The sequence below is a fragment of the Tepidisphaeraceae bacterium genome (genome assembly GCA_035998445.1).
Taxonomy (GTDB): domain Bacteria; phylum Planctomycetota; class Phycisphaerae; order Tepidisphaerales; family Tepidisphaeraceae; genus DASYHQ01.
The window spans coordinates 1-22,302 of record DASYHQ010000057.1 but is presented as its reverse complement, the minus strand read 5'-3'; the positions used below and the strand labels follow the sequence as shown (position 1 = coordinate 22,302).

At 63.3% G+C, this 22,302-nt stretch carries 21 protein-coding genes; 12 read left to right on the top strand and 9 right to left on the bottom strand.

The window, feature by feature from the left end; all coding sequences use genetic code 11:
- The first annotated feature begins 904 nt into the window (after window positions 1–904).
- From VGN72_21800 to VGN72_21750, 11 genes are all read left to right on the top strand, one after another.
- Window positions 905–2,995 (top strand): hypothetical protein, encoded by a 2,091-nt coding sequence (locus VGN72_21800; GenBank protein ID HEV7301985.1) that lies wholly within the window; start codon window positions 905–907, stop codon window positions 2,993–2,995.
- A gap of 304 nt (window positions 2,996–3,299) precedes the next feature.
- Complete coding sequence (locus VGN72_21795; GenBank protein ID HEV7301984.1) at window positions 3,300–3,509, top strand: 4-oxalocrotonate tautomerase family protein; 210 nt, start codon at window positions 3,300–3,302, stop codon at window positions 3,507–3,509.
- 7 nt (window positions 3,510–3,516) lie between these two features.
- Window positions 3,517–3,738, top strand: coding sequence for a hypothetical protein (locus VGN72_21790; protein ID HEV7301983.1), 222 nt, complete (start codon window positions 3,517–3,519; stop codon window positions 3,736–3,738).
- A 36-nt stretch (window positions 3,739–3,774) separates the two neighbouring features.
- Window positions 3,775–4,878, top strand: coding sequence for a DUF444 family protein (locus VGN72_21785; GenBank protein ID HEV7301982.1), 1,104 nt, complete (start codon window positions 3,775–3,777; stop codon window positions 4,876–4,878).
- 3 nt (window positions 4,879–4,881) lie between these two features.
- A complete protein-coding gene (locus VGN72_21780; protein ID HEV7301981.1) occupies window positions 4,882–5,313 on the top strand; it encodes a hypothetical protein in 432 nt (143 codons plus the stop codon).
- A 230-nt stretch (window positions 5,314–5,543) separates the two neighbouring features.
- Entirely contained in the window at window positions 5,544–6,272 is a 729-nt protein-coding gene (locus VGN72_21775) for a hypothetical protein (GenBank protein ID HEV7301980.1), read from the top strand.
- A 102-nt stretch (window positions 6,273–6,374) separates the two neighbouring features.
- Complete coding sequence (locus tag VGN72_21770) at window positions 6,375–7,910, top strand: SpoVR family protein (protein ID HEV7301979.1); 1,536 nt, start codon at window positions 6,375–6,377, stop codon at window positions 7,908–7,910.
- Between the two features lie 478 nt (window positions 7,911–8,388).
- Window positions 8,389–9,006 (top strand): Uma2 family endonuclease, encoded by a 618-nt coding sequence (locus VGN72_21765; GenBank protein ID HEV7301978.1) that lies wholly within the window; start codon window positions 8,389–8,391, stop codon window positions 9,004–9,006.
- 46 nt (window positions 9,007–9,052) lie between these two features.
- Window positions 9,053–9,790: a 6-phosphogluconolactonase gene (gene pgl / locus VGN72_21760; protein ID HEV7301977.1), complete on the top strand. Its 738-nt coding sequence runs from the start codon at window positions 9,053–9,055 to the stop codon at window positions 9,788–9,790.
- A gap of 178 nt (window positions 9,791–9,968) precedes the next feature.
- On the top strand, window positions 9,969–10,625 hold the full coding sequence (locus VGN72_21755) for a methyltransferase domain-containing protein (protein ID HEV7301976.1): 657 nt from the start codon (window positions 9,969–9,971) through the stop codon (window positions 10,623–10,625).
- Between the two features lie 205 nt (window positions 10,626–10,830).
- On the top strand, window positions 10,831–12,210 hold the full coding sequence (locus tag VGN72_21750) for a hypothetical protein (GenBank protein ID HEV7301975.1): 1,380 nt from the start codon (window positions 10,831–10,833) through the stop codon (window positions 12,208–12,210).
- A 262-nt stretch (window positions 12,211–12,472) separates the two neighbouring features.
- Here the strand turns inward: VGN72_21750 and VGN72_21745 are convergent, their stop codons facing one another.
- The 3 genes from VGN72_21745 to VGN72_21735 all read right to left on the bottom strand — a co-directional run bounded on the left by VGN72_21745 (window position 12,473) and on the right by VGN72_21735 (window position 16,857).
- Entirely contained in the window at window positions 12,473–13,465 is a 993-nt protein-coding gene (locus VGN72_21745; protein ID HEV7301974.1) for a glycosyltransferase family 2 protein, read from the bottom strand.
- Between the two features lie 214 nt (window positions 13,466–13,679).
- Window positions 13,680–15,455: a glycosyltransferase family 39 protein gene (locus VGN72_21740; protein ID HEV7301973.1), complete on the bottom strand. Its 1,776-nt coding sequence runs from the start codon at window positions 15,453–15,455 to the stop codon at window positions 13,680–13,682.
- A 202-nt stretch (window positions 15,456–15,657) separates the two neighbouring features.
- A complete protein-coding gene (locus VGN72_21735) occupies window positions 15,658–16,857 on the bottom strand; it encodes a hypothetical protein (protein ID HEV7301972.1) in 1,200 nt (399 codons plus the stop codon).
- 198 nt (window positions 16,858–17,055) lie between these two features.
- Between VGN72_21735 and VGN72_21730 the strand changes: the two genes are divergently transcribed.
- Window positions 17,056–17,976, top strand: a complete 921-nt coding sequence (locus tag VGN72_21730; protein HEV7301971.1) for a nucleoside hydrolase — start codon at window positions 17,056–17,058, stop codon at window positions 17,974–17,976.
- Window positions 17,977–18,155: 179 nt separating this feature from the next.
- Here the strand turns inward: VGN72_21730 and VGN72_21725 are convergent, their stop codons facing one another.
- The 6 genes from VGN72_21725 to VGN72_21700 all read right to left on the bottom strand — a co-directional run bounded on the left by VGN72_21725 (window position 18,156) and on the right by VGN72_21700 (window position 21,605).
- A complete protein-coding gene (locus VGN72_21725) occupies window positions 18,156–18,626 on the bottom strand; it encodes a hypothetical protein (protein ID HEV7301970.1) in 471 nt (156 codons plus the stop codon).
- A gap of 117 nt (window positions 18,627–18,743) precedes the next feature.
- Window positions 18,744–19,190: a Co2+/Mg2+ efflux protein ApaG gene (gene apaG / locus VGN72_21720; GenBank protein HEV7301969.1), complete on the bottom strand. Its 447-nt coding sequence runs from the start codon at window positions 19,188–19,190 to the stop codon at window positions 18,744–18,746.
- Between the two features lie 151 nt (window positions 19,191–19,341).
- Window positions 19,342–19,770: a hypothetical protein gene (locus tag VGN72_21715; GenBank protein HEV7301968.1), complete on the bottom strand. Its 429-nt coding sequence runs from the start codon at window positions 19,768–19,770 to the stop codon at window positions 19,342–19,344.
- Between the two features lie 104 nt (window positions 19,771–19,874).
- Entirely contained in the window at window positions 19,875–20,255 is a 381-nt protein-coding gene (locus VGN72_21710) for a hypothetical protein (protein HEV7301967.1), read from the bottom strand.
- Window positions 20,256–20,609: 354 nt separating this feature from the next.
- Window positions 20,610–21,026 carry a VOC family protein gene (locus VGN72_21705; protein HEV7301966.1) on the bottom strand — a complete coding sequence of 139 codons (417 nt, stop codon included), beginning with the start codon at window positions 21,024–21,026 and terminating at the stop codon, window positions 20,610–20,612.
- Window positions 21,027–21,122: 96 nt separating this feature from the next.
- Window positions 21,123–21,605 (bottom strand): H-X9-DG-CTERM domain-containing protein, encoded by a 483-nt coding sequence (locus VGN72_21700; GenBank protein HEV7301965.1) that lies wholly within the window; start codon window positions 21,603–21,605, stop codon window positions 21,123–21,125.
- Window positions 21,606–22,302 lie beyond the last annotated feature (697 nt).

Below are 22,302 nucleotides of genomic sequence, written 5' to 3'. Positions count from 1 at the left end.
AGGGCGTGCGCACGACCGGCGTGGGCGACGCGGCGGAGTTCGTCGTGAACTTCGGCGTGAACGGCGGCGCGATGACGACGATGAGCGTCGGCGCCGCGGGCGGCGCCGGCGGCGCGGCGCAGCCGGCGAAGATCGCGGCGTGAGTGAAGTCTGAAGTCTGAAGTGAAGATTGGGGCGCGGCCTGTGTGGCGCGCCCCTTTTTGTTGCGCGCCAAGAACGCCAAGGGGCCAAGAGCGCCAAGGCGGGAAGTGCGAAGGCAATTGCTTTTGTTCTTCCTTCCTTGGCGTGCTTGGCGATCTTGGCGGTAAATCCGATCGACGGGCGAATCCTCGAAGGGCGGTGGGGAAGGCATTTAAGCATGGACTTTCGCGCGAGGGGGTAGGTACACTTTGGGGGACAGCCGGGCCAAGCCCGAGGCTGATTAGGGGCCGGTCGACTCGAGGCCGGCGAACCCCACCGAACGAGCCAGGCTCGAACCGCACGGGTGCATCGAACGGCGCGGCTGCGCGTGTTGGATGTGGCGGGCGGGTTGCGGGTGTCCGAGGGCGGCGTGCTGAGCGTGCGCGTCCGCGTGTCGAATCGGAACCCTTGGACGATTGGCGCACGTGCCGGTCGAAGCCGTTCGGAGCTTGTCGGATCACCGGTCCGACCGTGTTCACCTGTGACAGGTGGCGCGGCGCGACGGGCAGCCATCCTTCCGAACGACCGCACGTCGCCGCGAACCGATTCGCCGGCGGGTGTGTGGGTCTCTCTCCTCGCCGAACGGGTATCAACGATCTTTGGAATAGCGCGGATTGCGGAATGCGGATTGCGGATTTGCAAGGCGGCCGGCGTTATCGCGCCCGCGTCTTCCAAATCCGCACGCCGCACGCCGCGCTCCGCAGTCAAACAAAACGGAGTTCGCATGCCGACCAACACCGCAGGTAGCAGCACCAAGAGTTCGCTGGCCAGCTTGATCGACCGCAAGCTGGACGTGTCGCGCTTTCGCGAGCAGCACTGGGAGGGGACGTTCTGGGAGTACCTGGACATCGCCGGTGAGACGCCTGCGGTGGCGCGCAACGCGTTTCAGCGGGTGTACGACATGATCTTGTCGTACGGGTCGGAGCCGTACACGAGCTTTAAGCAGGACTACATCCGCTACAACTTCTTCGCAGACCCGGTGGATAGCGGCCACGATGCGATCTACGGGCTGGAGCGGCCGCTGATGCAGCTGGTCGACTTCTTCAAGAGCGCGGCGCAGGGCTACGGCACCGAGAAGCGCATCCTGCTGCTGCACGGCCCGGTGGGGTCGAGCAAGAGCACGATCGCCCGGCTGTTGAAGAAGGGGCTGGAGAGTTACGCCCGCACGGAGGAGGGCCGGTGCTACACGTACGCCTGGCGCCTGCCCCGCAGCATGAACGGCGACGACGGTGAGCAGTTCTACGACTGCCCGATGCACGAGGAACCGTTGCTGTTGATTCCGCCGGAAGCGCGCAAGGATGTGCTGGAGGCGATCAACGAGAAGCAGCCGGACGGGCGGAAGATCAGGCTGTACGGCGAGGTCTGCCCGTTCTGCCGGAAGATCATGGCGGACCTGATGGAGCAGTACGACGGCGACTGGCGCAAGTGCATGGAGCACGTGAAGGTGAAGCGGCTGATCCTGAGCGAAAAGGACCGCAGGGGCATCGGCACGTTCCAGCCAAAGGACGAGAAGAACCAGGACAGCACGGAACTGACCGGCGACATTAACTACCGCAAGATCGCAGAGTACGGCAGCGATTCGGACCCGCGGGCCTTCAACTTCGACGGTGAACTGAACGTGGCCAACCGCGGGATTGTGGAGTTCATCGAGGTGCTGAAGCTGGACGTGGCGTTCCTGTACGACCTGCTGGGGGCGTCTCAGGAGCACATGATCAAGCCGAAGAAGTTTGCGCAGACGTACATCGACGAAGTGATCCTGGGTCACACGAACGAGCCCGAGTACAAGAAGCTGCAGGGCAACGAGATGATGGAGGCGTTCCGCGACCGCACCATCAAGATCGACGTGCCGTACAACATTCGCCTTGAAGACGAGGTGAAGATTTACCTGAAGGACTTCGGCCCCGAACGCATCCGCGGAATGCACATCGCCCCGCACACGATCGAGGTCGCGGCGATGTGGGCGGTGCTGACGCGCTTAAGCGAGCCGAAGAAGGCGGGGATTACCAAGCTGCAGAAGCTGAAGTTGTACAACGGCAAGAGCATTCCCGGGTTCACGGAAGAATCGATCAAGGAACTAAAGGAAGAGGCCCCGCGCGAGGGCATGCAGGGCATTTCGCCGCGGTACATTCAGGACAAGATCAGCAATGCGCTGGTGAGCCATCAGGCGGTGATCGAGAAGGCCATCAACCCCTTCATGGCGATGAACGAGCTGGAAGAGGGGTTGTCGCATCATTCGCTGATCACCGATGAGGAACTGAAGAAGGAGTACAAGGAACTGCTGGCCGTCGTTCGCGAGGAGTACGAGGACATCCTGAAGGGCGAAGTGCAGCGGGCGATCAGCGCCGACGAAGAGGCCATCAAGCGCCTGGCCGCCAATTACATCGAGAACGTTCGCGCCTACACGCAACACGAGCGCGTGCGCAATCGCTACACGGGTAAGGACGAGAACCCCGACGAGCGGTTGATGCGCAGCATAGAGGAGAAGATCGACATCCCCGATTCGCGGAAGGATGACTTCAGGCAGGAGATCATGAACTACATCGGCGCGCTCGCGCTGGATGGCCGGAAGTTCGAGTACAACACCAACGCCCGGCTGCTGAAGGCGCTGGAACTGAAGCTGTTCGAGGACCAGCGCGACACGATCAAGCTGAAGAACCTTGTATCGTCGGTGGTCGACGACGAGACGCAGCAGAAGATCGACGTGGTGAAGCAGCGGCTGATCAAATACTTCGGCTACAACGAAACGAGCGCGACGGACGTGCTCAACTATGTCGCCAGCATCTTCGCCCGCGGCGATGGGAAGCAGGATGATTGAGGTCGTGACGTGAATTCCGTTCCCAGTGCGTCATCCTGAGAGGGTGTTTATTGGTTCCGGTCCCCTCTCCCGGTACTCCGGGAGAGGGTTAGGGTGAGGGTGATTTCGAACTGCTGACGGCTTCGGTAAGAACAAGAATCACCCTCACCTAGCCTCTCCCGGAGTACCGGGAGAGGGACCGGAGCGAACTGGTCGCACTTGATGATCACCGAAGGATCTTCCGTCCCATGTACGAATACGGGGGGAGATCCTTCGGAGTACCTCAGGATGACGATTGAATCGATCAGCGGTACGGTAGAAGTTTATGCCCTATGTGAACATCAAGATTACCAAGGACGGCGTGACGGCCGACCAGAAGCGGCAGATTGTTCGTGAAGTTACCGATACGCTCGTGCGTGTGCTCGGCAAGCGGCCGGAACACACGCATATCGTGATCGATGAAATCGAGCTGGAAAACTGGGGCTTCGCCGGAATGTTGACCACCGAGTACCGCAGCGGCACGAAGAAGGATTGAAATCACGATGCATCAACCGCGCTCGCACAAGATGTTGATCGTCGCCGGCCTGCTTGGCCTGGTGTTCTTCTGGCTGACCGACGCTCGCTATGGCGTCACGTCGCTCTACCTGACGGACGCCGCCCGCGACGCGATCAACGCCCGGCAGATCGGCACGATCGTCGGCGTTGCCGGTTCCCTGGTCCTGCTGTTGCTGGGAACATGGCTGTCGTTACGGCGTGTCAGTTAACACGAATGAAGTCCGAGCCGACGAGAGGTCTTCCGCATGATCCTCAAGATCGAAAAGGACCATCAACGCTTCCGCCAGATCGTGAAGGGGCGCATCCGCGACGATCTGCGCAAGTTCCTCACGAAGGGCGAGCTGATCGGCAAGGAGGGCAAGCACCTCATCAGCATCCCCGTGCGCGGCGTCGATCTGCCGCACTTTCGCTACGGTGACAACAGTGAAGGCGTGGGCGCCGGTGACGGCAACGAAGGGGACGGTGTCGGCCAAGGCCAGAAGGGCAAAGGCAAAGGGCAGGGTGGCAACGACGCGGGCCAGCACTTGATGGAGGTCGACTTATCGCTGGATGAACTGGCCGACATTCTTGCGGAAGAACTGAAGCTGCCGCGCATCGAACCCAAGGGCAGCCATCGCATCACCACGGTGCGCGAGAAGTACAGCAGCCTGCGCCGCGTGGGGCCCGAATCGCTGCGGCACTTCAAGCGGTCGTACAAGGAAGCGCTCAAACGGCAGATCATGACGGGCAATTACGATCCGCTGAACCCGATCATCATTCCGGAAAAGAAGGACATAAGGTATCGCAGCTGGAAGGAAGTGAAGAGCCCGCAGAGCAACGCGGTCATCATCTTCATGATGGACGTCAGCGGGTCGATGGGCGAGGAACAGAAGGAGCTCGTGCGCCTGGAAAGCTTCTGGATCGACACGTGGCTTAGAAAGAACTACGAGGGCATCGAGAGCCGCTACATCGTGCACGACGTGTCGGCTAAAGAGGTCGACAAGCACACGTTCTACCACCTGCGCGAGGACGGCGGCACCAAGATCAGCAGCGCCTACCGCACCGCCAAGAACCTGTTGGATGCCCACTACAGCCCCGAGGAATGGAATATCTACCTCTTCCACTTCAGCGACGGCGACAACAGTTCAGAAGCCGATAGCCGCGATTGCGTGAAGATCTTAAAAGAACAACTGCTGCCCATCTGCAACATGTTCGGCTACTGCCAGGTCGCCAGCGCTTACGGCAGCGGCAACTTCATCAACGTGCTGCACGAGCACTTGCGGGCGAGTCCGAAGGTGCTGACGAGCCGGGTGAACTCGAAGGATGATATTTACGATTCGATCAAGACGTTTTTTGGGAAGGGGCATTAGCCCGTGTTCTATCTGTTGCTGATCGGAGTTGTCGTCGGTCTCGCCGTAGCCTGTGCTGGGTTGGTTGTACTGGTCCTTGGTCGGCTCGACTTGGGCGATCGTCCCATTCAAGGCGGATTGGCACGTGTGTTCGCAGTTGCATTAACGCTGACCGGCGCGATCTTGATTTTTCTGGCTTGGGGATTGTTGCATGGCAGTTGGACGGAGTCATCGCTGCTTGTGAAGTTCGTCCTTGCGTATTGGCGGGCGCTGCTAGCGGTTTGTATCGGTACGACGACGTCCGTTCTCGCGTACGCCGCAGCGCGCAGGCGTGATGGCGAGTTGGCAGGATGGGCGGCGATCTCTCTGTTCTTTCTCGCGTTGATCGCAATCCCGCCTGCGATGATGGAACGCGCAGTGTTCTCGCTCACCGGCGACCGGCGGTTCCGTCCCTGAGCCTGGGTGCCACGGGAGTGGTACTCCACCCGTGTTCATCCCACTGGCATGGACACGGGCGGAGTACCACCCGTGGCACCCAGACCTCCTGTGGACGATCAACAGTCCATAACACCTTCTAGCGGTTGCACCGCGGAGCGAATGAAGAGATGTACACTCAACGCGGTACTGTAGGAGGTACGGCACAGATTTGATGAAATCCTTGCGCAAAGCCGATATGATCAAAATCAATGGATCAGCCTGCTACTGCACCGGAATTGATTGCTGCTGGTTCGGCTCAACGCCACGACGAATCGCTGTTGGCACTGGTGCGCCTTAGCGTTCGGCGTGTCAGCCCACCGCCGGGGTGGCGTTCGGTGGCGAAGTGGGTGTTGCTGTCCAACACGCTGGTGATCCTGCTGTGCGTTGCGCTCAGCGAATGGATCTACGGCAACAACCATCGCCTGTTCGGTGAGAAGCACCTCGGCACGCTGGCAGCGGTGGGGGTGCTGGTCGCGTCGGGCGTCGTCTCGCTGAACATCGCCAAACGCCTGCCGCAGACGAAGGTGCGGCAATTTTGGATGTCGTTCGGCGTGCTGCTCTGCGTGGTGGCGTTCGACGACATGTTCCGGTTGCACGAGCGCATCGACCGGTGGATTCATGCTGCGATGTCCTGGAACCCGCACGACCGAATGACGGATCATATCGACGACGTGCTCGTCCTGTCGTACGTGGTGCCGGCGTTCTACCTGGCGTGGCGGCATCGGCTGGTGCTGGCGCGGGCCACGCTGATGGTGCAGATGCTCGGCGTCGCCGTCGTGACCTTCATCGTCCACGTCGCGTACGACATGTTCGGCTGGGGCGCTGCGATCGAAGAGATCCTGAAGCTGACCGCAGGCTGCTTCATCCTGCTGGCCGTGCTCGCAGTGGGTCTCGATACGCGGCTCCTGCGCGCATGGAATGCCCGCCGGCCCGCTTAAGCCGCTGCCTCGACGTTCCAGCCGGCGTATGATGGAGCAGCGGCCCGCGCGCTGCGGTCCCCGCATTGGTTCGTCAAACCCGCTAGGACAGAGGTACGCCGTATGGCCTCGCACACCCTCGCACCATTTCCCGCCGAACTTCTCGCTGCGAAAAAGCAGATCCGCGAGCAGGCGGCGTCGTACGGGCTCGATTTCTTTCCCGTCATCTTCGAGATGTGCGACTACGAGCAGATGAACCAGATCGCGGCCTACGGCGGGTTCCCGCAGCGGTACCCGCACTGGCGATTCGGCATGGAGTACGAGAAGCTCCGCAAGCAGCACCATTACGGCCTCGGTCGCATCTACGAGATGGTCATCAACAACGACCCCTGCTACGCCTACTTGCAGGAAAGCAACCCGCTGGTCGACCAGAAGCTGGTGATCGCCCACGTCTACGGGCACAGCGACTTCTTCAAGAGCAACCTGTGGTTCAGCCAGACGAACCGCAAGATGATGGACGAGATGGCCAACCACGCCACGCACGTCCGCCGGCACATCGAGAAGCACGGGTACGACACCGTCGAGGCGTGGCTGGACGTCTGCCTGAGCGTCGAGCACCTCATCGATCCGCACAGCATGTTCCTCAACCGTGGGCCGCTGGAGCGCGAGAAGGAGGACACGAAGCGCGAAGATCAGCCGACCGGCAAGTTCAAGAGCAAGGACTACTTGGACCGCTGGATCAACCCGCCCGAAAAAATCGAAGCTGAACAGCGGCGCCACCGCGAGGAGGCCGCCAAGATGCGACACGCCACGCCGGCCCGGCCGACGCGCGACGTGCTGCTCTACCTGATCGAACACGCCGGCCTTGAGGACTGGCAGCAAGACTGCCTGGCCATGGTGCGCGAGGAGAGCTACTACTACGCCCCGCAGGGCATGACGAAGGTGATGAACGAGGGCTGGGCCAGCTACTGGCACAGCACGCTGATGACGCGGCACTTCGTGGAGGCCAGGGAGGTCATCGACTATGCCGACCACCACAGCGGCACCGTCCACATGCCGCCGGGCAATTTCAATCCGTACAAGATCGGTTTGGAGCTGTTCCGCGACATTGAAGACCGCTGGAACAAGGGCAAGTTTGGCAAGGACTACGACGACGCCGACACGCTCGGCCAAAAAAAGAGCTGGGACAAAGGCCTCGGCCAAGGCCGCGAGAAGATCTTCGAGGTGCGCCGCGTTTACAACGACGTGAATTTCATCGACGAGTTCATGACCCCCGAGTTCATCGAAAAGCACAAGTTCTACCAGTACGGCCGCGACGAGCGCACCGGGCAGATCAAGATCCTGTCGCGCGACCCAAAACGCATCAAGCAGACGATGCTGTACCACCTGACGAACATGGGCCAGCCGTTCGTCTACGTCGCCGACGGCAACTACGCCAACCGCGGCGAGCTGTACCTGGCCCAGAAGCACAACGGCTTGGACATCGAGATCAAGACCGCCATCGAAACGCTGAAGAACGTCTACAAGATCTGGCGCCGCCCCGTCCACCTGCAAGCCCGCATCGACGACGACATGATCCTATTTTCGTTCAACGGCGAACAGCCGAAGCAGCAGACGATTCATGACGAACTGCCGAAGCCGGCGCATGGGGTGGGGTGATGGAAGAGATCGTCGCGCCTTTGCTAGGCACCTCGTACGCGCCGGGCCACAACTTCTGGCGTGGTTCGCAGGCTTCTTGGTACATCCGAGGCGCGCTCATGTTCCTCCTTGCTACGTGGCCCACGATCCTGATTGGGTGGCTCGTTATCCGACGGAGCCGCCTCAAGGCGCGCATTGCGCGGCTGCCTTGGTTGCTTGTACCGCTCGCCGTCGGGTATGCGTGGTTACTGTTCATTGGGACGGATAACGTAAGAGACGGAGATATGCCGTCATTTATTGGGTTTCGCTGGGGTGTCCGATTGGCACCGCTCATCGCCGTGGCTGTCGCGATTTGGGCGGCATCGATTCCGTCGCCAGCCAGCTTACGCGTTCCGGGATTTGAGGTCCGAGCGCACGATTGATCGCATCACGCGAGTCGCTTCCAGGGCCCGTTAGGCATCTGCCCTTATCGCCGGTTATCATGGTAAACGCTATGCAGGTGGCCATCGAACGAGAACGTCGCTATAGCATCGAAGAGTACTTTCGGCTCGACGAGGCGTCGGAAGAGAAGCTGGAGTACCGCGACGGCTACATCGTTCCGCTTGGCGAGATAATCGCGATGGCGGGAGGATCGGAGTCGCACGCCCTCATCTCGGCGAACTTCGCGGGTGAGCTGCGCAACGCGCTGAAGGGTAAGCCCTGTCGAGTCTACAGCAGCGACCTGCGGGTGCGCATCAAGGGCACGCCGTTGTACGTCTATCCGGACGTCAGCGTGATCTGCGGGCCGACGCAGTTCGACACGGAGACGCCACCGAAGTCGGTGTTGAACCCGAAGGTGATCGTGGAGGTGACGTCGCCAGGAACGGAGGCGTACGACCGCACGGAGAAGTTCAAGAAGTACCTGCGGCTCGACTCGGTCGACGAGTACGTGATGGTGTCGCAGAACGCGGCATGGGTGGATGTCTACACGCGACAGGCCGACGGCAACTGGCTTTTCCAACCGGTGCACGGGCCGGGGGCGGTCGTGCGGCTGAGCAGCCTGGACGTCGCGCTGCCGCTGAGCGAGATCTACGCGGGCGTCGACTTTCCACCTGAGCCTCTGCCGCCAACGGTGTAAATTCACATCTTGCGATTTTCACCTGACTAACGCACTCTCTGTCGCTGTGAACATCCCAGAAATCAAAGTCGTCCCGACCCCCGCCGACATCGCCGCCGAGGCGGCGGAGCGGTTGGCGGTTATTTGTGAGTGGGCAATTGCCGACCATGGCAACTTTTCGGTCGTGCTGTCGGGTGGGTCGACGCCCAAGGCGCTGCACACGCTGCTGGCGGCCGAGCCGTACAGGTTGCGCATCGATTGGACGAAGGTGCGCGTGCTGTTTGGCGACGAGCGTTGCGTGCCGCCGGACCATGCCGAGAGCAACTACCGCATGGCCAAGGAGACGCTGCTGAGCAAGGTGCCCATTCCGCAGGACAATGTGTACCGGATGGAAGGGGAAACTGAGCCCTCGAGCGCCGCCGACAAGTACGAGGAACACCTCAGCGATCTCTTCGGTGAGGCAGGTGGGCCCGATCTATGCCTGCTGGGGCTGGGTGACGATGGCCACACCGCCAGCCTCTTCCCGCACACGCCCGCGTTGGCGGAGACGGCGCGAAGCTGCGTCGCGCAGTTCGTCGAGAAATCAACAACCGGCGCGAGCTGGCGCATCACGATGACCGCGACGTTCATCAACCGGTCTCGACAGGTGCTGTTCCTCGTCGCAGGCAAGAATAAGGCTCCGGCATTGCAGCATATTCTGGAAGGGGAGCGCAATCCCGAATTGTATCCGGCACAGTTGATCGCGCCCGATATGGGGCAGTTGACGTGGCTGATGGACGTCGCCGCCGCTGAAATGGCGGAATAGGGGGAGTGGTGCGGGGTCTGAGGACCGGCGGACGCCCGCTTTCAAGGGCACTGCTCCATCCTGCGCCGCAAATCGCCCCTTTTTCTTACCCGCCGATCATACCTTGGCAAATTCGGGCCATGGGTCTAGAGTGACGCACCGCAGTCGAGGTAATCGGACCAAAGGACAGCCGCCAGCCATGCAGGAAGCCAGCACCAAGAAAATCTACGACGTTCACTCGATGTTCTACGACGCCACGTTCGGCCGGCTCGTCAAGCGGCGGATCGAGCGGGCCATCAAGCACATGAACATCAGCGAGACCGACGCCGTCCTCGACCTTGGCATCGGCACCGGCGCCAGCCTCGGTTTCTACCCGCGGCATGGGCAGATCATCGGGGTTGACCTCTCCAGCGGCATGCTGCGCGAGGCGCGCAAGAAGATCCGCGAACAAAACATGACCAACGCCACGGTCTTCCAGGCCGACGCGCTACACCTGCCCTTCGCCGACGACACGTTCGACCACGTTTTCATCAGCCACGTGATCAGCGTCGTATCCAACCCCTACATGCTCGTTCGCGAGGCCCAGCGGGTCGCAAAGCCGGGGAGCCGGATCGTGATCGTCAACCACTTCCAGTCGACCAACCGCTTTATCGCGCTGCTCGAAAAATGGGCCTCGCCCGTCTGCACCAAGCTCGGCTGGCGCAGCGACCTGGCGCTGCAGGACCTCATCCGCCGAACTGGGGTCGAGATCGACTACCGCTACAAGCTGGAAAGCATTGACCTCTGGGAGACGGTGGTCATCAGCAACAACAAATCGGCACTGCCGATCCTGCAAGAGGCTATGGTGGCGGCGTAGCTCGGGCGGTGGGTAGGGGCGTGAATTGCTTCCCATAACAGGCGCCGTGGCAGCGCGTAGTTCAATGGCTCTCGATGACCAAGAGCGATCCAGTGAGGGTGCGCGCTGGTGAGGGCGTTTGGCGCCGCTCAGCAAATCAATGCGCGGCCGCTTCTTGGGTGGTCGGGGGTCGGGCGTTCCATTAGCGATGACACAAGGACTCATTATGGCCGATCATTCCACTTCTCCGATCGACCGCCGCGAGTTCCTGCGGCGTGTGGGCCTCTTGGGTGTCGCCGTCGCCGGGCAGGCCGTACTCGGGTGCAGCGGCGCGGCGAAGGTCGCCGATACCGGCGCGCTCACCGCGGTGCCGAAGCCCATCTGGGATCCCGCCAGTGAGATCGGCCCGACGCGCTACGCGGTCGATCCCATGCCGCGGCCGCTGTTTCAGTCGTTCATGATGGGTGGGTTCGAATGCTCTACCCACTACAACAAGTCGGGCGTGCGGCTCGACCTGATCGCCTCGACCAGCCACGATCGCTTTGCCGCGTTGGACTACGCACGCCTGCAGTCGATGGGCATGCACACCTGCCGCGACGCCGTCCGCTGGCACCTCGTCGAATCCACCGCCGGACACTACGACTTCGACAGTTTGCTGCCGATGGTGCGCGCGGCGCAGCAAATGGAGATGGAGGTCATCTGGGACCTCATGCACTACGGCTGGCCCGACCACGTCGACATTTACGGCTCGCGTTTCCCCGACGCCTTTGCCAGGTACACCGCCGCCGTCGCGCGGGTGCTGGACGACCACACGCCGGCTGATCGGCCGGTCTTCATCACGCCGGTGAACGAGATCTCGTTCCTGTCCTGGGCCGGTGCCGACACGGGTTACCTGAACCCGTACGACAAGGGCCGCGGCGCTGAAATGAAGCGGCAGCTTGTTCGGGCGGCCATTGCTTCAATGGAGGCGATTAAAGCGGTCTGTCCGCGCGCGCGGCTCATGCACTGCGATCCGGCCGTCAACGTCATTGGTCGGCGCAATCGCCAGCGCGAACAGATCGCCGCCGAGCAGTACCGCACGGCCCAGTTCCAGGCGTACGACATGCTCATTGGTGAGGTCGAACCGGAACTCGGCGGGCGGCGCGAGTACCTGGACATCGTCGGCGTCAACTACTACCGCAACAACCAGACCTTCTACGACGGCCGGTTCATCGGTGGCGACAGCCGGTACTACAAGCCGCTGGCCGAGATGCTGGTGGAGATGTGGCACCGCTACAAGCGCCCGATGATCATCGCCGAGACGGGGATCGAGGACGGCGAGCGCGCCCGCTGGTTCCGCTACATCGCCGGCGAGGCCGGCCGGGCGATGCTGGCGGGCGTCGACCTGCACGGCATCACGTGGTACCCGATCGTCGACCACCCCGGCTGGGAAGACAACCGCCATTGCCGCAACGGCCTGTGGGGCTACGCCGACAACAACGGCGAACGACCGATCCACCAGCCGCTGGCTGCTGAGATCCGCAGGCAGACTCCGGCGCTTGTGGAGATTCGCAATCGTAAGTCGGGAGTTGCGCAGGCGGCGCCTGCTCAAGTCATAGCATCGTGATGAGGGCCGCTCCGGTCCCTCTCCCATGTACGCATGGGAGAGGCTAGGTGAGGGTGATTTGTTCTGCCCCACACGGCGAGGCTAAGAAATTGCCCACGTATGGGCACGAAGGAACACGAATAAGAGGCGCGCGGTTCTCTGTCTTCCTATTCGTGTCGATTCGTGCCCATTCGTGGGCCGTCCGCCGTCCGAAATCACCCTCACCTAGCCTCTCCCGGAGTACCGGGAGAGGGACCAGAGTGATGAAGGCGTGTCCAACCCATCAAACCCGCGTGAGCTCTTCCGCTTTCTCGATCCGCTTCGTCACCCGCTTCGTTGAATATGGCGTCACGTCGCGCCTGGCATTCGCCGTAATCAACTCCGCGATAAACCCGATCGACATCAACTGCGCCCCCAGCAGCAGCAGCGCCGCAGAGTAGATGACGGCGGGCCGCTGGTGCAACGGCAGCCAGCTTTCGTCGCCGATCGTCACGCGTAGCACCCAATAGATGCCGAGGTAGGTCATGCCCACGCCACCCAGCAGGAACGCGACCAACCCGAAGGTACCCAGCAGATGCAGCGGGCGCTGGCCGTAGCCGGTGATGAAGTAGACCGAGAGCAGGTCGAGGAAGCCTTTGACGAACCGCCGCACGCCGTACTTCGAATGACCGGCCGTGCGCGGACGGTGGTTGATCGCGATCTCGCCGACCTTCCACCCCTTGGCGGCCGCCAGAACGGGCACGAAGCGGTGCAGCTCGCCGTACAGGCGGACCTCGTCGAAGATCTCGGCCCGGTAGCATTTCATGCCGCAGTTGTGGTCGTGCAGGCGCACGCCGGTCAATCCGCTGACCATGCCGTTGAACACGCGCGACGGCCAGACCTTGTGGATGGGATCATGGCGGGTCTGCTTCCAGCCGCTGACGACGTCCAGCCCGCTGTCCATCTGCTCGAGGAAGCGGGGGATCTCGCGCGGGTCGTCCTGCAAATCGCCGTCGAGCGTCATGATGAGCGGCCCCTTGGCTACCTCGAACCCCGCGCTCAGGGCCGCCGCCTTGCCGAAGTTGCGGCGGAAGCAGATGCCCCGCACGTTCGGGTCGGCCGCGGCCAGGCGCTCGATCACCTCCCACGACCCGTCCTTTGAGCCGTCGTCGACGAACGTGATATCGAACGTGTAGTTGTTGTCTCGCGCGACCGCGATCAACTCTTCGTACAGCTTCGGCAGGTTCTCGACCTCGTCGAGCAGGGGGATGACGATCGAGATGGGGCGCTTATCCATGGCTTGCGGTGTCCTTCGGCTATCGGTCGCGCCCGGCTATGTCGGGCGCATGTGCTGCGCTCTTCTGTAGGACAGGCATTCTTGCCTGTCTCTCTTGGTCTCCCCCCGTATTCACCTTCCGCAGAATGCACGGGGAAAGCGGGGGGAGAGACAGGCAGGAATGCCTGTCCCACAGAAGATCATTCTTTCGCGAACCCGTTCACCTCTACTGCATTCAGTTCGTCGCCACCGCCGCATGTCGGCCAATCACCACGATCTCACCTTCGCGCCCAAAGTAGGGGATGGTCTCCAGATTCACCACGTCGGCCGGCAGGGTGGGGCGAAGTCGCTCGTAGCGGTCCAGCGTCGTGATCAGGAACCGCTCGCGGCCGCCTTCCAGGAATGACGCGGCCTCCGCGTAGTCGCCCTTGGGAATCTCGTTGATCGTCCGACCCAGATAGAACACCCAGCTCGGCTCCAGCCGGCCGAACGAGTGCACGCTCGGGTTGTCGCTGTTCTGGTCGATGGCCGCCAGCAGCTTGTGGCTAAGCTGGAACCGGTCCACCACCGGCGTGCCGACGGCGAACAACGTCAGCACAAACACGCCCGCCATCACGCCGAACGCGATCATCGTCGCCTCGCGGCGGCGTTGCTCAGCCAGCCGCCAGCAGATGATCGCGCCAATGATCGGGATGATCCCGATCGCGCCCAGCCACTGCCCGCCACCAAAGGTGGTGTGCATCGCGATCGCCAAGCCGATGATCGTGCCGACGCCGATGAACGCCAGAATGCCGAACGCCAGCCGCACCTTCAGCGGGTCAGGCACGGCCTCGCCGCGTTGCCAGCGGTGGATGTACGCGCCGGTCAGCAGCGCCATCGCCGGGTACATCGGCGTGATGTACGTCGGCAGCTTCGTGCTGGCAACCGTGAACACGCCCACCCACACGCACGCCCAGCACAGGGCAAACAGGTAGCCCGGCCGGTCGTTGTCGCGCCGCCGCACCCAGGCGATGGCTGATATGAACGCCGGCACCAGCAGGATGATCCACGGGAAGAACCCGAGGATGATCGTGCCCGGGTAATACCACGGCCCGCCGCCATGGCCTTCCATCGCCTGCGCCGCCCGGCCGATGTTGTGTTCGAGGAAGAACCCGCGCGTCCACACGCCGTCCGACCGCTCGTGCACCCACAGGTACCACGGCAGCGCCACCGCCATCACCACGACGAACAACGTGATCGGCCGCATCATCCACAGCACGCGCAGGAAGTGCCTCGGCGCGAACGGCCGCACCGCCCGACCGGCCAGCATCTTCCACCGCTCCAGCCCGCGCACGTGCAGCGGGATGGGCGCGATCTTCGGCAAATGCGTGATCAGCAGGAACATGCCGATCACCGCCGCCGGCACGATGAACCCCACCGGCCCCTTGGCCAGCGTCGCCAAGCCCATCGCCGCGTAGATCAGCACCGCGTGCCACAGCTTCACCGGGAAATAGCTCGTCCGCGCCGGCCGGTCCAACGGCGACGCCGCCGGGTCCTTCTTGGGAAATGCCGTGTAGACGTAGGCGAACATCGCCAGCGTCGCCGTGAAGCAGAGCGTCGAGTCCGGCGTCGCCGCTCGCGCCACCACGCCAAACATGATGCACGTCGCGAGGATCGCGCCCGCCCACACCGCCGCCTGCGGGTTGAACAACCGCCGGCCGATGAAGTACGTCAGCAGCACCGTCCCCAGCCCCTGAAGCGCCGACGGCAGCCGCGCCGTGAACTCGCTGACGTCGAACAGCGTGTACGACCCGATCATCAGCCAGTACAGCAGTATTGGCTTGTGAACGCGCACCTCATCGTTGAAGTAGGGCACCACCCAGTCGCCGCGCTCGATCATCTCGCGCGCGCACCCCGCGTTGCGCGGCTCGTCCCGATCCCACAGCCGCGCCGCCCCCAGGTTCGCAAAGAAGACCGCGCCGGCGACGACGATCAGGATCAACAGGTGACGGGTCAATTGATTCATAGCCATGGCGCGCGCGCAACACTTTCGCCCGCGGCCCATGCCCAACAACGACACACGGCTCACCGGCGGAACCGCATAGCATGTCGCGCCGCCGCCCAACCTTCAAGGGCGCGACGTGCGCTGGCGACCACCAGCGGTCGCCAGCCCGTTCACCTCTTCCTGGTCCGCGCGCAACGTTGCCCGTGCCTGGCCTCGTTCCGCACGATCCTCACCGCGGCGCCTTCGGTTGCCCGATCGCCCGGCCGAGATCGTCGATCGACGCGTGGTCGGGCGCTCCGCTGTAGAGGTGTGGCTCGAACGCCCACATCAGGCCCGAGAGGTTGAACCGCCGCACGCGCGACATCGTCAACGCCAGCGCCGCCTTCGTGCCCGGGCCGGTGTTCTCGCCCATGACGCCAAGGCGCAGCGGGTGGCGCTGCGCCAGCTCGCTCAGGAAGTGCGGCGGGGACCAGCGGGCGGGATCGGGCGAATCGTCGTCGCCAAACGCGGGATCGGAGTCGATCCACGTCGTGTAGACGATGACGTTCGCATCGCGCACGCCGGCAACACACGCGGCGAAGTCGAAGCCGCGCTGGATCTCGCCGTTGACCTCCGCAGGCGTCGTTCCCGACAAGCCAGCGGCGACCGCCGCGTCGGCCTGGCCCGGGCGGATGCCCCACGATGGGTAGAGCATCGCCAGCGGAGCGGCCGTGTGCCGGCGCACCGTGGCGATCTGCCAGTCGTGGTAATCGCGCAGCGCCGCCAGGTACCACTTGAGGAACGTTGCCGCCGCCGTGGGGTCACCCCGGTCGCCCGGCTTCCACCCCGGCACGGGACAGGCCGCCAGCGTCGGCGGCAGCCCGGGCAACTTGCCTTGGGCGATATCGTCGAACGCCCAGTAGCCGTTGGCTTTGCCCGCGAAGGTGGGGTGCGGATAGCCCAACTCGCCGAAGTAGCCCCAGCCAAGGCGCGCGATCGCGAAATCAGCACCGAGGTCGTCGAAGACGCGCCCCACGTAGGCCGCCTGCACGTCGCGCAGCTTCTGGTTGAAGACGGCGTTCACGCCCGCCGATCCGGGCTTGGCGTCCTCGTCGTACGCCTGACCGAACTGGTTCACAAACCGCCCGTGCGGCAGCGCCCGCGCCCAGGCCGGCGGGTACTGCATGCCGAGGTCCAGCATCACCCGCATGCCCGCCGCCACGTAGGCGTCACGCTGTTGCTTGGCCTCCGCGATGTAGCCTGCGTCGAAGACGCCGGGCTTTGGCTGGTAACGGTCCCAGTGCAGTTCGAGGATCGACACGTTCAGCCCCGCGGCGCGGTTGCGCGCCAGGTGACGCACGTCCCCCTGCAGCGCCCCGACGAGCAACTCTCCCGCCCGCGTCGTCACGGGCAGCAGCGCAACGAGCAAAGCGACCAGCCGAAGCATCATGCGGTTATCTTACCCCTGAGGGTGAGCAGGGGACATCCCACGCTCGTCGCGCCACCCGCGGCCCCTCGGCCCCGCCAACGCGCAGCCCTGTCCCGCGTGCGGGTAAGGATGGCCGGGCGTCCACGGATCGGTGCCCTCCGGGCGTGGCGGGGGAGGTCTCGCGTACGAAGCGGGGAGCCGGTACCATCGCCTGCCCGTATGCCCACCTTTCCAACGCTTACCGACGCCCTGCGTGCCAGCCGCCTTGCGCCCCCTGCGGGCCGCGTGCGGATGGTGCTCGATACCGACACCTACAACGAGATCGACGACCAGTACGCCGTCGCCCACGTGCTCGGCTCGCCCGAGCGGCTCGACGTCGAAGCCCTCTACGCGGCCCCGTTTCACAACGACCGCTCCACTGGCCCCGGCGACGGCATGGAGAGGAGCTACGACGAGATCAACCGCCTGCTCGATCTGATGACGCTCGGCGCCAAGCCGCCCGTCTTCAAGGGCGCCACGGCCTACCTCGACCCCGCCGCCCCGCAGCGCACCGCCGTCACCGATGACCTCATCGCCCGGGCGATGCGCAGCGATCCGGACGACCCGCTCTACGTCGTCGCGATCGGCGCGATCACCAACGTCGCCGCCGCCATGCTGCTCGAGCCGCGGATCATCGAGCGCATCGTCGTCTGCTGGCTGGGCGGCCACGCGCTGCACTGGCCCGACACGCGCGAGTTCAACCTCAAGCAGGACATCCCCGCCGCCCGCGTCGTCCTCGACAGCGGCGTGCCCATGATCCTCTTCCCGTGCGGCGGTGTGGTCGACCGCCTGCTGACGACCGTGCAGGAGCTCGACGCCTGCCTCGCCGGCCGCAGCAAGCTCGCCGACTACCTCGTCGACATCTCGCGCAAGTACAACAAGACCGGCCGGCCCATCTGGTCGAAGGTCATCTGGGACATCGCCCCGACCGCCTGGCTGATCAACCCCGCGTGGGCCCCGACGCACCTCGTGCACAGCCCCGTGCTGTCGACCGAGGGCACCTGGTCGGTCAACCCGAACCGCCACCTCATCCGCATCGCCAGCGCCGTGCACCGCGACCCGATCTTCACCGACGTGTTCGACAAGATCGCCCGACTCTGACCCCCGCCCGCGTCCCCCCGGCCGCCGCGCCCGCAACACGAGCTCCGCACCGCCCGCCCGTCCCCCGGCCGATTCCGCACGATCGGCGCGCGACGTTCGTCGTTGCTTCATCGCGTCGCGCATGCCGATTCATTAGGTGATGCGCGCGTCCGTACACCCCGGGCAGGATGCTGACGCCATCACGGACTCATGTACGTGAAGACCCCCAGGTACGCCAGCGTCGCCGCCCAACAGCCCGCCGCCAGCCCCCAGCGCACCGCGGCGGGGCGGGTGCGAACCCACCGCCAGCCGCGCAGCCATGCGTACAACATCGCCCCCAGCACGACCAAGCCGCCGCCGGTCAGGTAGAAGAAAGTTCTGTCCACACCGCCAATGTTGCCGTACTCCTCGATGCACAGGTAGACCAGCAGCAACCCGCTCAACCCCACCCCGGCCGACAGCCCGATCAACCCGGTCAACATCGCCGCCTGCCGCACCTCGGCCAACTGCAGCCGCAGCGCCAGCCGCTCGCCGCACTCGGGACAAATCGCCCCCCGCAGGTCGCGCACGTTGTACCCACACTGCGGACACCCCACGTCCCGCCCCGCCAGAAACGCCTGCAGCATCCGCTCGTCATCGGCAACGGCAGCAGCATCGTCAACGGGCATCATGGGTCGCATCATAGCGGTAGGGGAACCGACCTGCGCGGCCGCCACTTCACCGCGCCGTCTTCGGCCGTGCCACCGGGCGACAGGCGCTGCGCGTGGACCGATGCCCCGGCCGACGGCTCAATCGTCATCCTCGTCCGGCAACATCATCGCCTGGTCGGTGCGCAGGAAGAAGCGGTCGATCTTCGCCTCAAATGCCTCGCCGTCGTCGCGCACCATCTGGTAGGCGCCTTCCATCGTGCCCCAGTCGGTCTTCAGCGGGCAGAAGGACTGGTACTTAAACGCCTCCCCCGGCGCCAGCTTCGGCGTCTGCCCGACCACGCCCGGCCCCTCCACCTGCTCGCGCCGCCCGGCGGCGTCGATGATGATCCACCGCCTGCTCACCAGCTGCGCCGCTCGCTCGCCGACGTTGGCGATGACGATCGTGTAGCCGAAGACGAACCGCCGCTCGTCCGGCTCGGACCGCTCGGGCAAAAAGTACGCGGTCGCCCCGACGCGGATGCCGTCGCTCGTCGTGTCGCTCATCTCCGGTGTCGCCATGGCGGTGCGGGTGGGTCTCGTCGTCACCCGCTCGACTATCTTACCCTCGCACCCACCTTTAGCGAACCCACACCGCTGCCCGTTGTGCAAGGATAATGGGATATCCAGCAAGTAGGGTCCGCTGGTACTCTTGCGGACCGCTCCGTCCGAATCGGTCCGCAGGGGGTACCAGCGGACCCTACATGACTGGGCGGCCACCGCGCCACGGCCTAAACAGCACAAGTACGATCAACATCAGGCAGAGCGGCAAGAACGCAGCCCATTCCATGATGAACCCGAGAAGAAATGCCATAGGCGATCCCATGCCGTCGGGCGGCTCCATCCCAATTGTGATCCAGTAGTGAAGACGCTTGACGACTTGAAACGCCAAGGGCAGACCAAGCAGTAAGACCCATCCGCCAGCAAAAGCGTACGCGAATCTCGATCGCGACAGATGAAGCACAGTCGCGATGAACCAAAGTAAGCACGCCGCCTGGAGGAGCATGGCCACGGGCGCGGTCTTGCCGAACGAGCGGAGCGAGATCAAGAATACCAGCGACCCGAGGCCGTAAAAGGCGAGCCAGAACAGCACGAGTGCAGGCCCGCGAAGGGAGTCAAGGGGATTCACCTCGTGTCGCATAACGTCAGGCCGTTGAGCGGCCGCGGCGGCGCACGCGCGACGCTCGACCGCAAGTGAAGTATAACGCCGCCGCGGTCCGCTCCAGCGGCGGGTTATCTGGCACCGCCGGCGGCCGCGATCTTTTCCAACGCTTGGCGGCCCGGGACGTGCAAATAGGACCACTGCTCGGCAGCCAACGTCTCCAGGCTCGATTTGTGCGGCAACAACATCTCCGCTGGGAAATCCGCGATAGTATTGGCGGCCGCCCACGGTGCGTCCCCCGCGTCCTCGCCTTCGAGCGCGATCGCCACGAGCAACGACAAGAGCTTCGGGTCGTTACGGCGTTCGGCGAAATAAGCTTCCGCCATTGGGGCGGTGGTGCTTGTCGTGCAGATGAGTAGCTCGCGGAGGCTTGCCGGGTCTTCGTAGCCACGCGCGGCTGCGGCCTCGCAGACTCGGCGACGTTGATCGGCGTAGCTGGATTCCGACGACATGGGCATCCTCAGTGCCAGATAACTACTATTCTCCTGCGCCGCGCGCAGGATAACGTGGGTTGGCCGTCCGTGCTAAAACGGCTGCAAGGGGAATTGGAACAGGGACTTGGGGCGGATTCAAGCGGAATAATGAAACCGCAGAAACCGGTCCCCTGTTCAGTTCTCAACAGACGCGCGGCGAATGGCCCGGTGCCACGGGCGGTAGGTCGACCGTGCGGGGTATCCTGGCCGAGAACGCGGGGCAAAGACGACCCGTGGCACCGGAGGGTTTAAAGGGGTCGGGAGTCATTGTTCCACCGCTTTATAGACTCCCGACCCCATTATCGACCTCAGCGTGTGGTTAGACGGCACAGCCTAACCGGACGCTGTTGCAGGATGAGGACTCAAGGGGGATCGATCACCGACGAGCCAGACGTGCCCAAACGGGTCCACAAATCCGCCCTGCCGGTGGGGCCCCCAGGGCGTCGCGTGATCTCTGATCTTGTCCGCACTTCCGTTTGCGCCGGCCGCGACTGCCCGATCGATGAACGCATCTGGCTCATCACAGAACACCTCAATGCGAGCCGTCGTGATCCCGAGCTTGGCGGGGCTCTCCCAGCCGTTGTCCTCCGGCTGGCCGACGAAGAACGGGGCGCCGGCGACGTCCAGTCCGACCACCGAGCCCACGTTCCACAGCTCGATCGCTCCAAGCGCCCGCTTGTACCAAGCGACGGCGGCCGGCGCATCAGGCACCGCCACCATGACCGAGATAAGGAGGCGAGGCCTGTTCATAGAGCCGTACCGACTAACGTGAGGCCGATCAGTGGCCGAGCCGGATAAGGGGACATCTTTCAAATTCCAGATTTGAAAGATGTCCCCGTATCTGCATTATCGCCCGCCGCCCCCTTTATCGCCCGACCCCTTTATCGCCAATAATTTTTTGGATGACCAGAATTCAACATGGCCATCGACAAACAATACGTTTCCTCCAGCCAGAGAATGGTTGCCGAGTTCTTCTGTCATAATGACCGTATCCGGCGATGAGTTCAATGATTTCCCTGCGCTAACGTAACGGTATCGGCGTCTAGCTGAATCGGACGGACAATATAGAAACGATGATTCCAGATATTTTCCTTCGACAAGCTCCTCCAAGTTTGCTGGAAGCACGTCGCCCACGATACGAGAATGTGCCAAGATCGCTGAATAAATCATTCGCATTCTAAGATTACACGCTTCCTTACCCGAGTTCGCTGATATCTCGGTAGCACCTCGTGCGTTAATCAAGCCGATCAACGTTAGCGCGCCTAATCCGAAGCCTATGATGATGAGAGTCAGGATCGCAGCACGTTTGGTGATCAGTTGTTGCTTCAATTTGATCCTCCTTTCACGCGCTTCACGAACACGTTAGCGCGTTGGCTTATCGGGCCGAAGCCCCATCGTCCAATCAATCCACGCGTTCACGTACGCCAGTTCCTCTTCAGAAAGTCCCGTCAACAGCGCATTATCGCGGGGCGAGGAAAAGGGGACATCCAGGGCGAGGAAAAGGGGACATCCAGAATATCCACACAGGATCGTTGATGGGCCAACACCGCGAACGGATATTCTGGATGTCCCCTTTTCTGGTCGCGCCGCCCACAAAGGACGGCCATTGCGGTTCAGCGATTTCGGGCGCCGCGTAGTCGAGGACCTCGTGAGCCTTGTGATTCACGGTATGGCCAAGGCAGGATAACTACTATTAACCGGACCCCGTACCCCCGCAAATCACGATAATTTGCGCCACGCGCAGGATATCATCCAGGCGGTGGATTGCGAGGCGGGGCGGTAAGGGGTTTGGGGGATTCAGGTTAAGGCGTACGACGCCGGGGGCGGGTAGGCGATATTTCGGCGCGGGGCGCACATTAGCATCCGGTTCGACGGATGAGGTGGATGCCGGGTGCCACGGGCGGTACGCCGCCCGTGGTGTGGAACTGGCGGGGGACGGGCGTCTGCAGTCTCGTAGGGTCCGCTGGTACCCCTGCGGACCATTTTCCGTCGGAACGCGAATCGGTCCGCAGGCGTACTAGCGGAC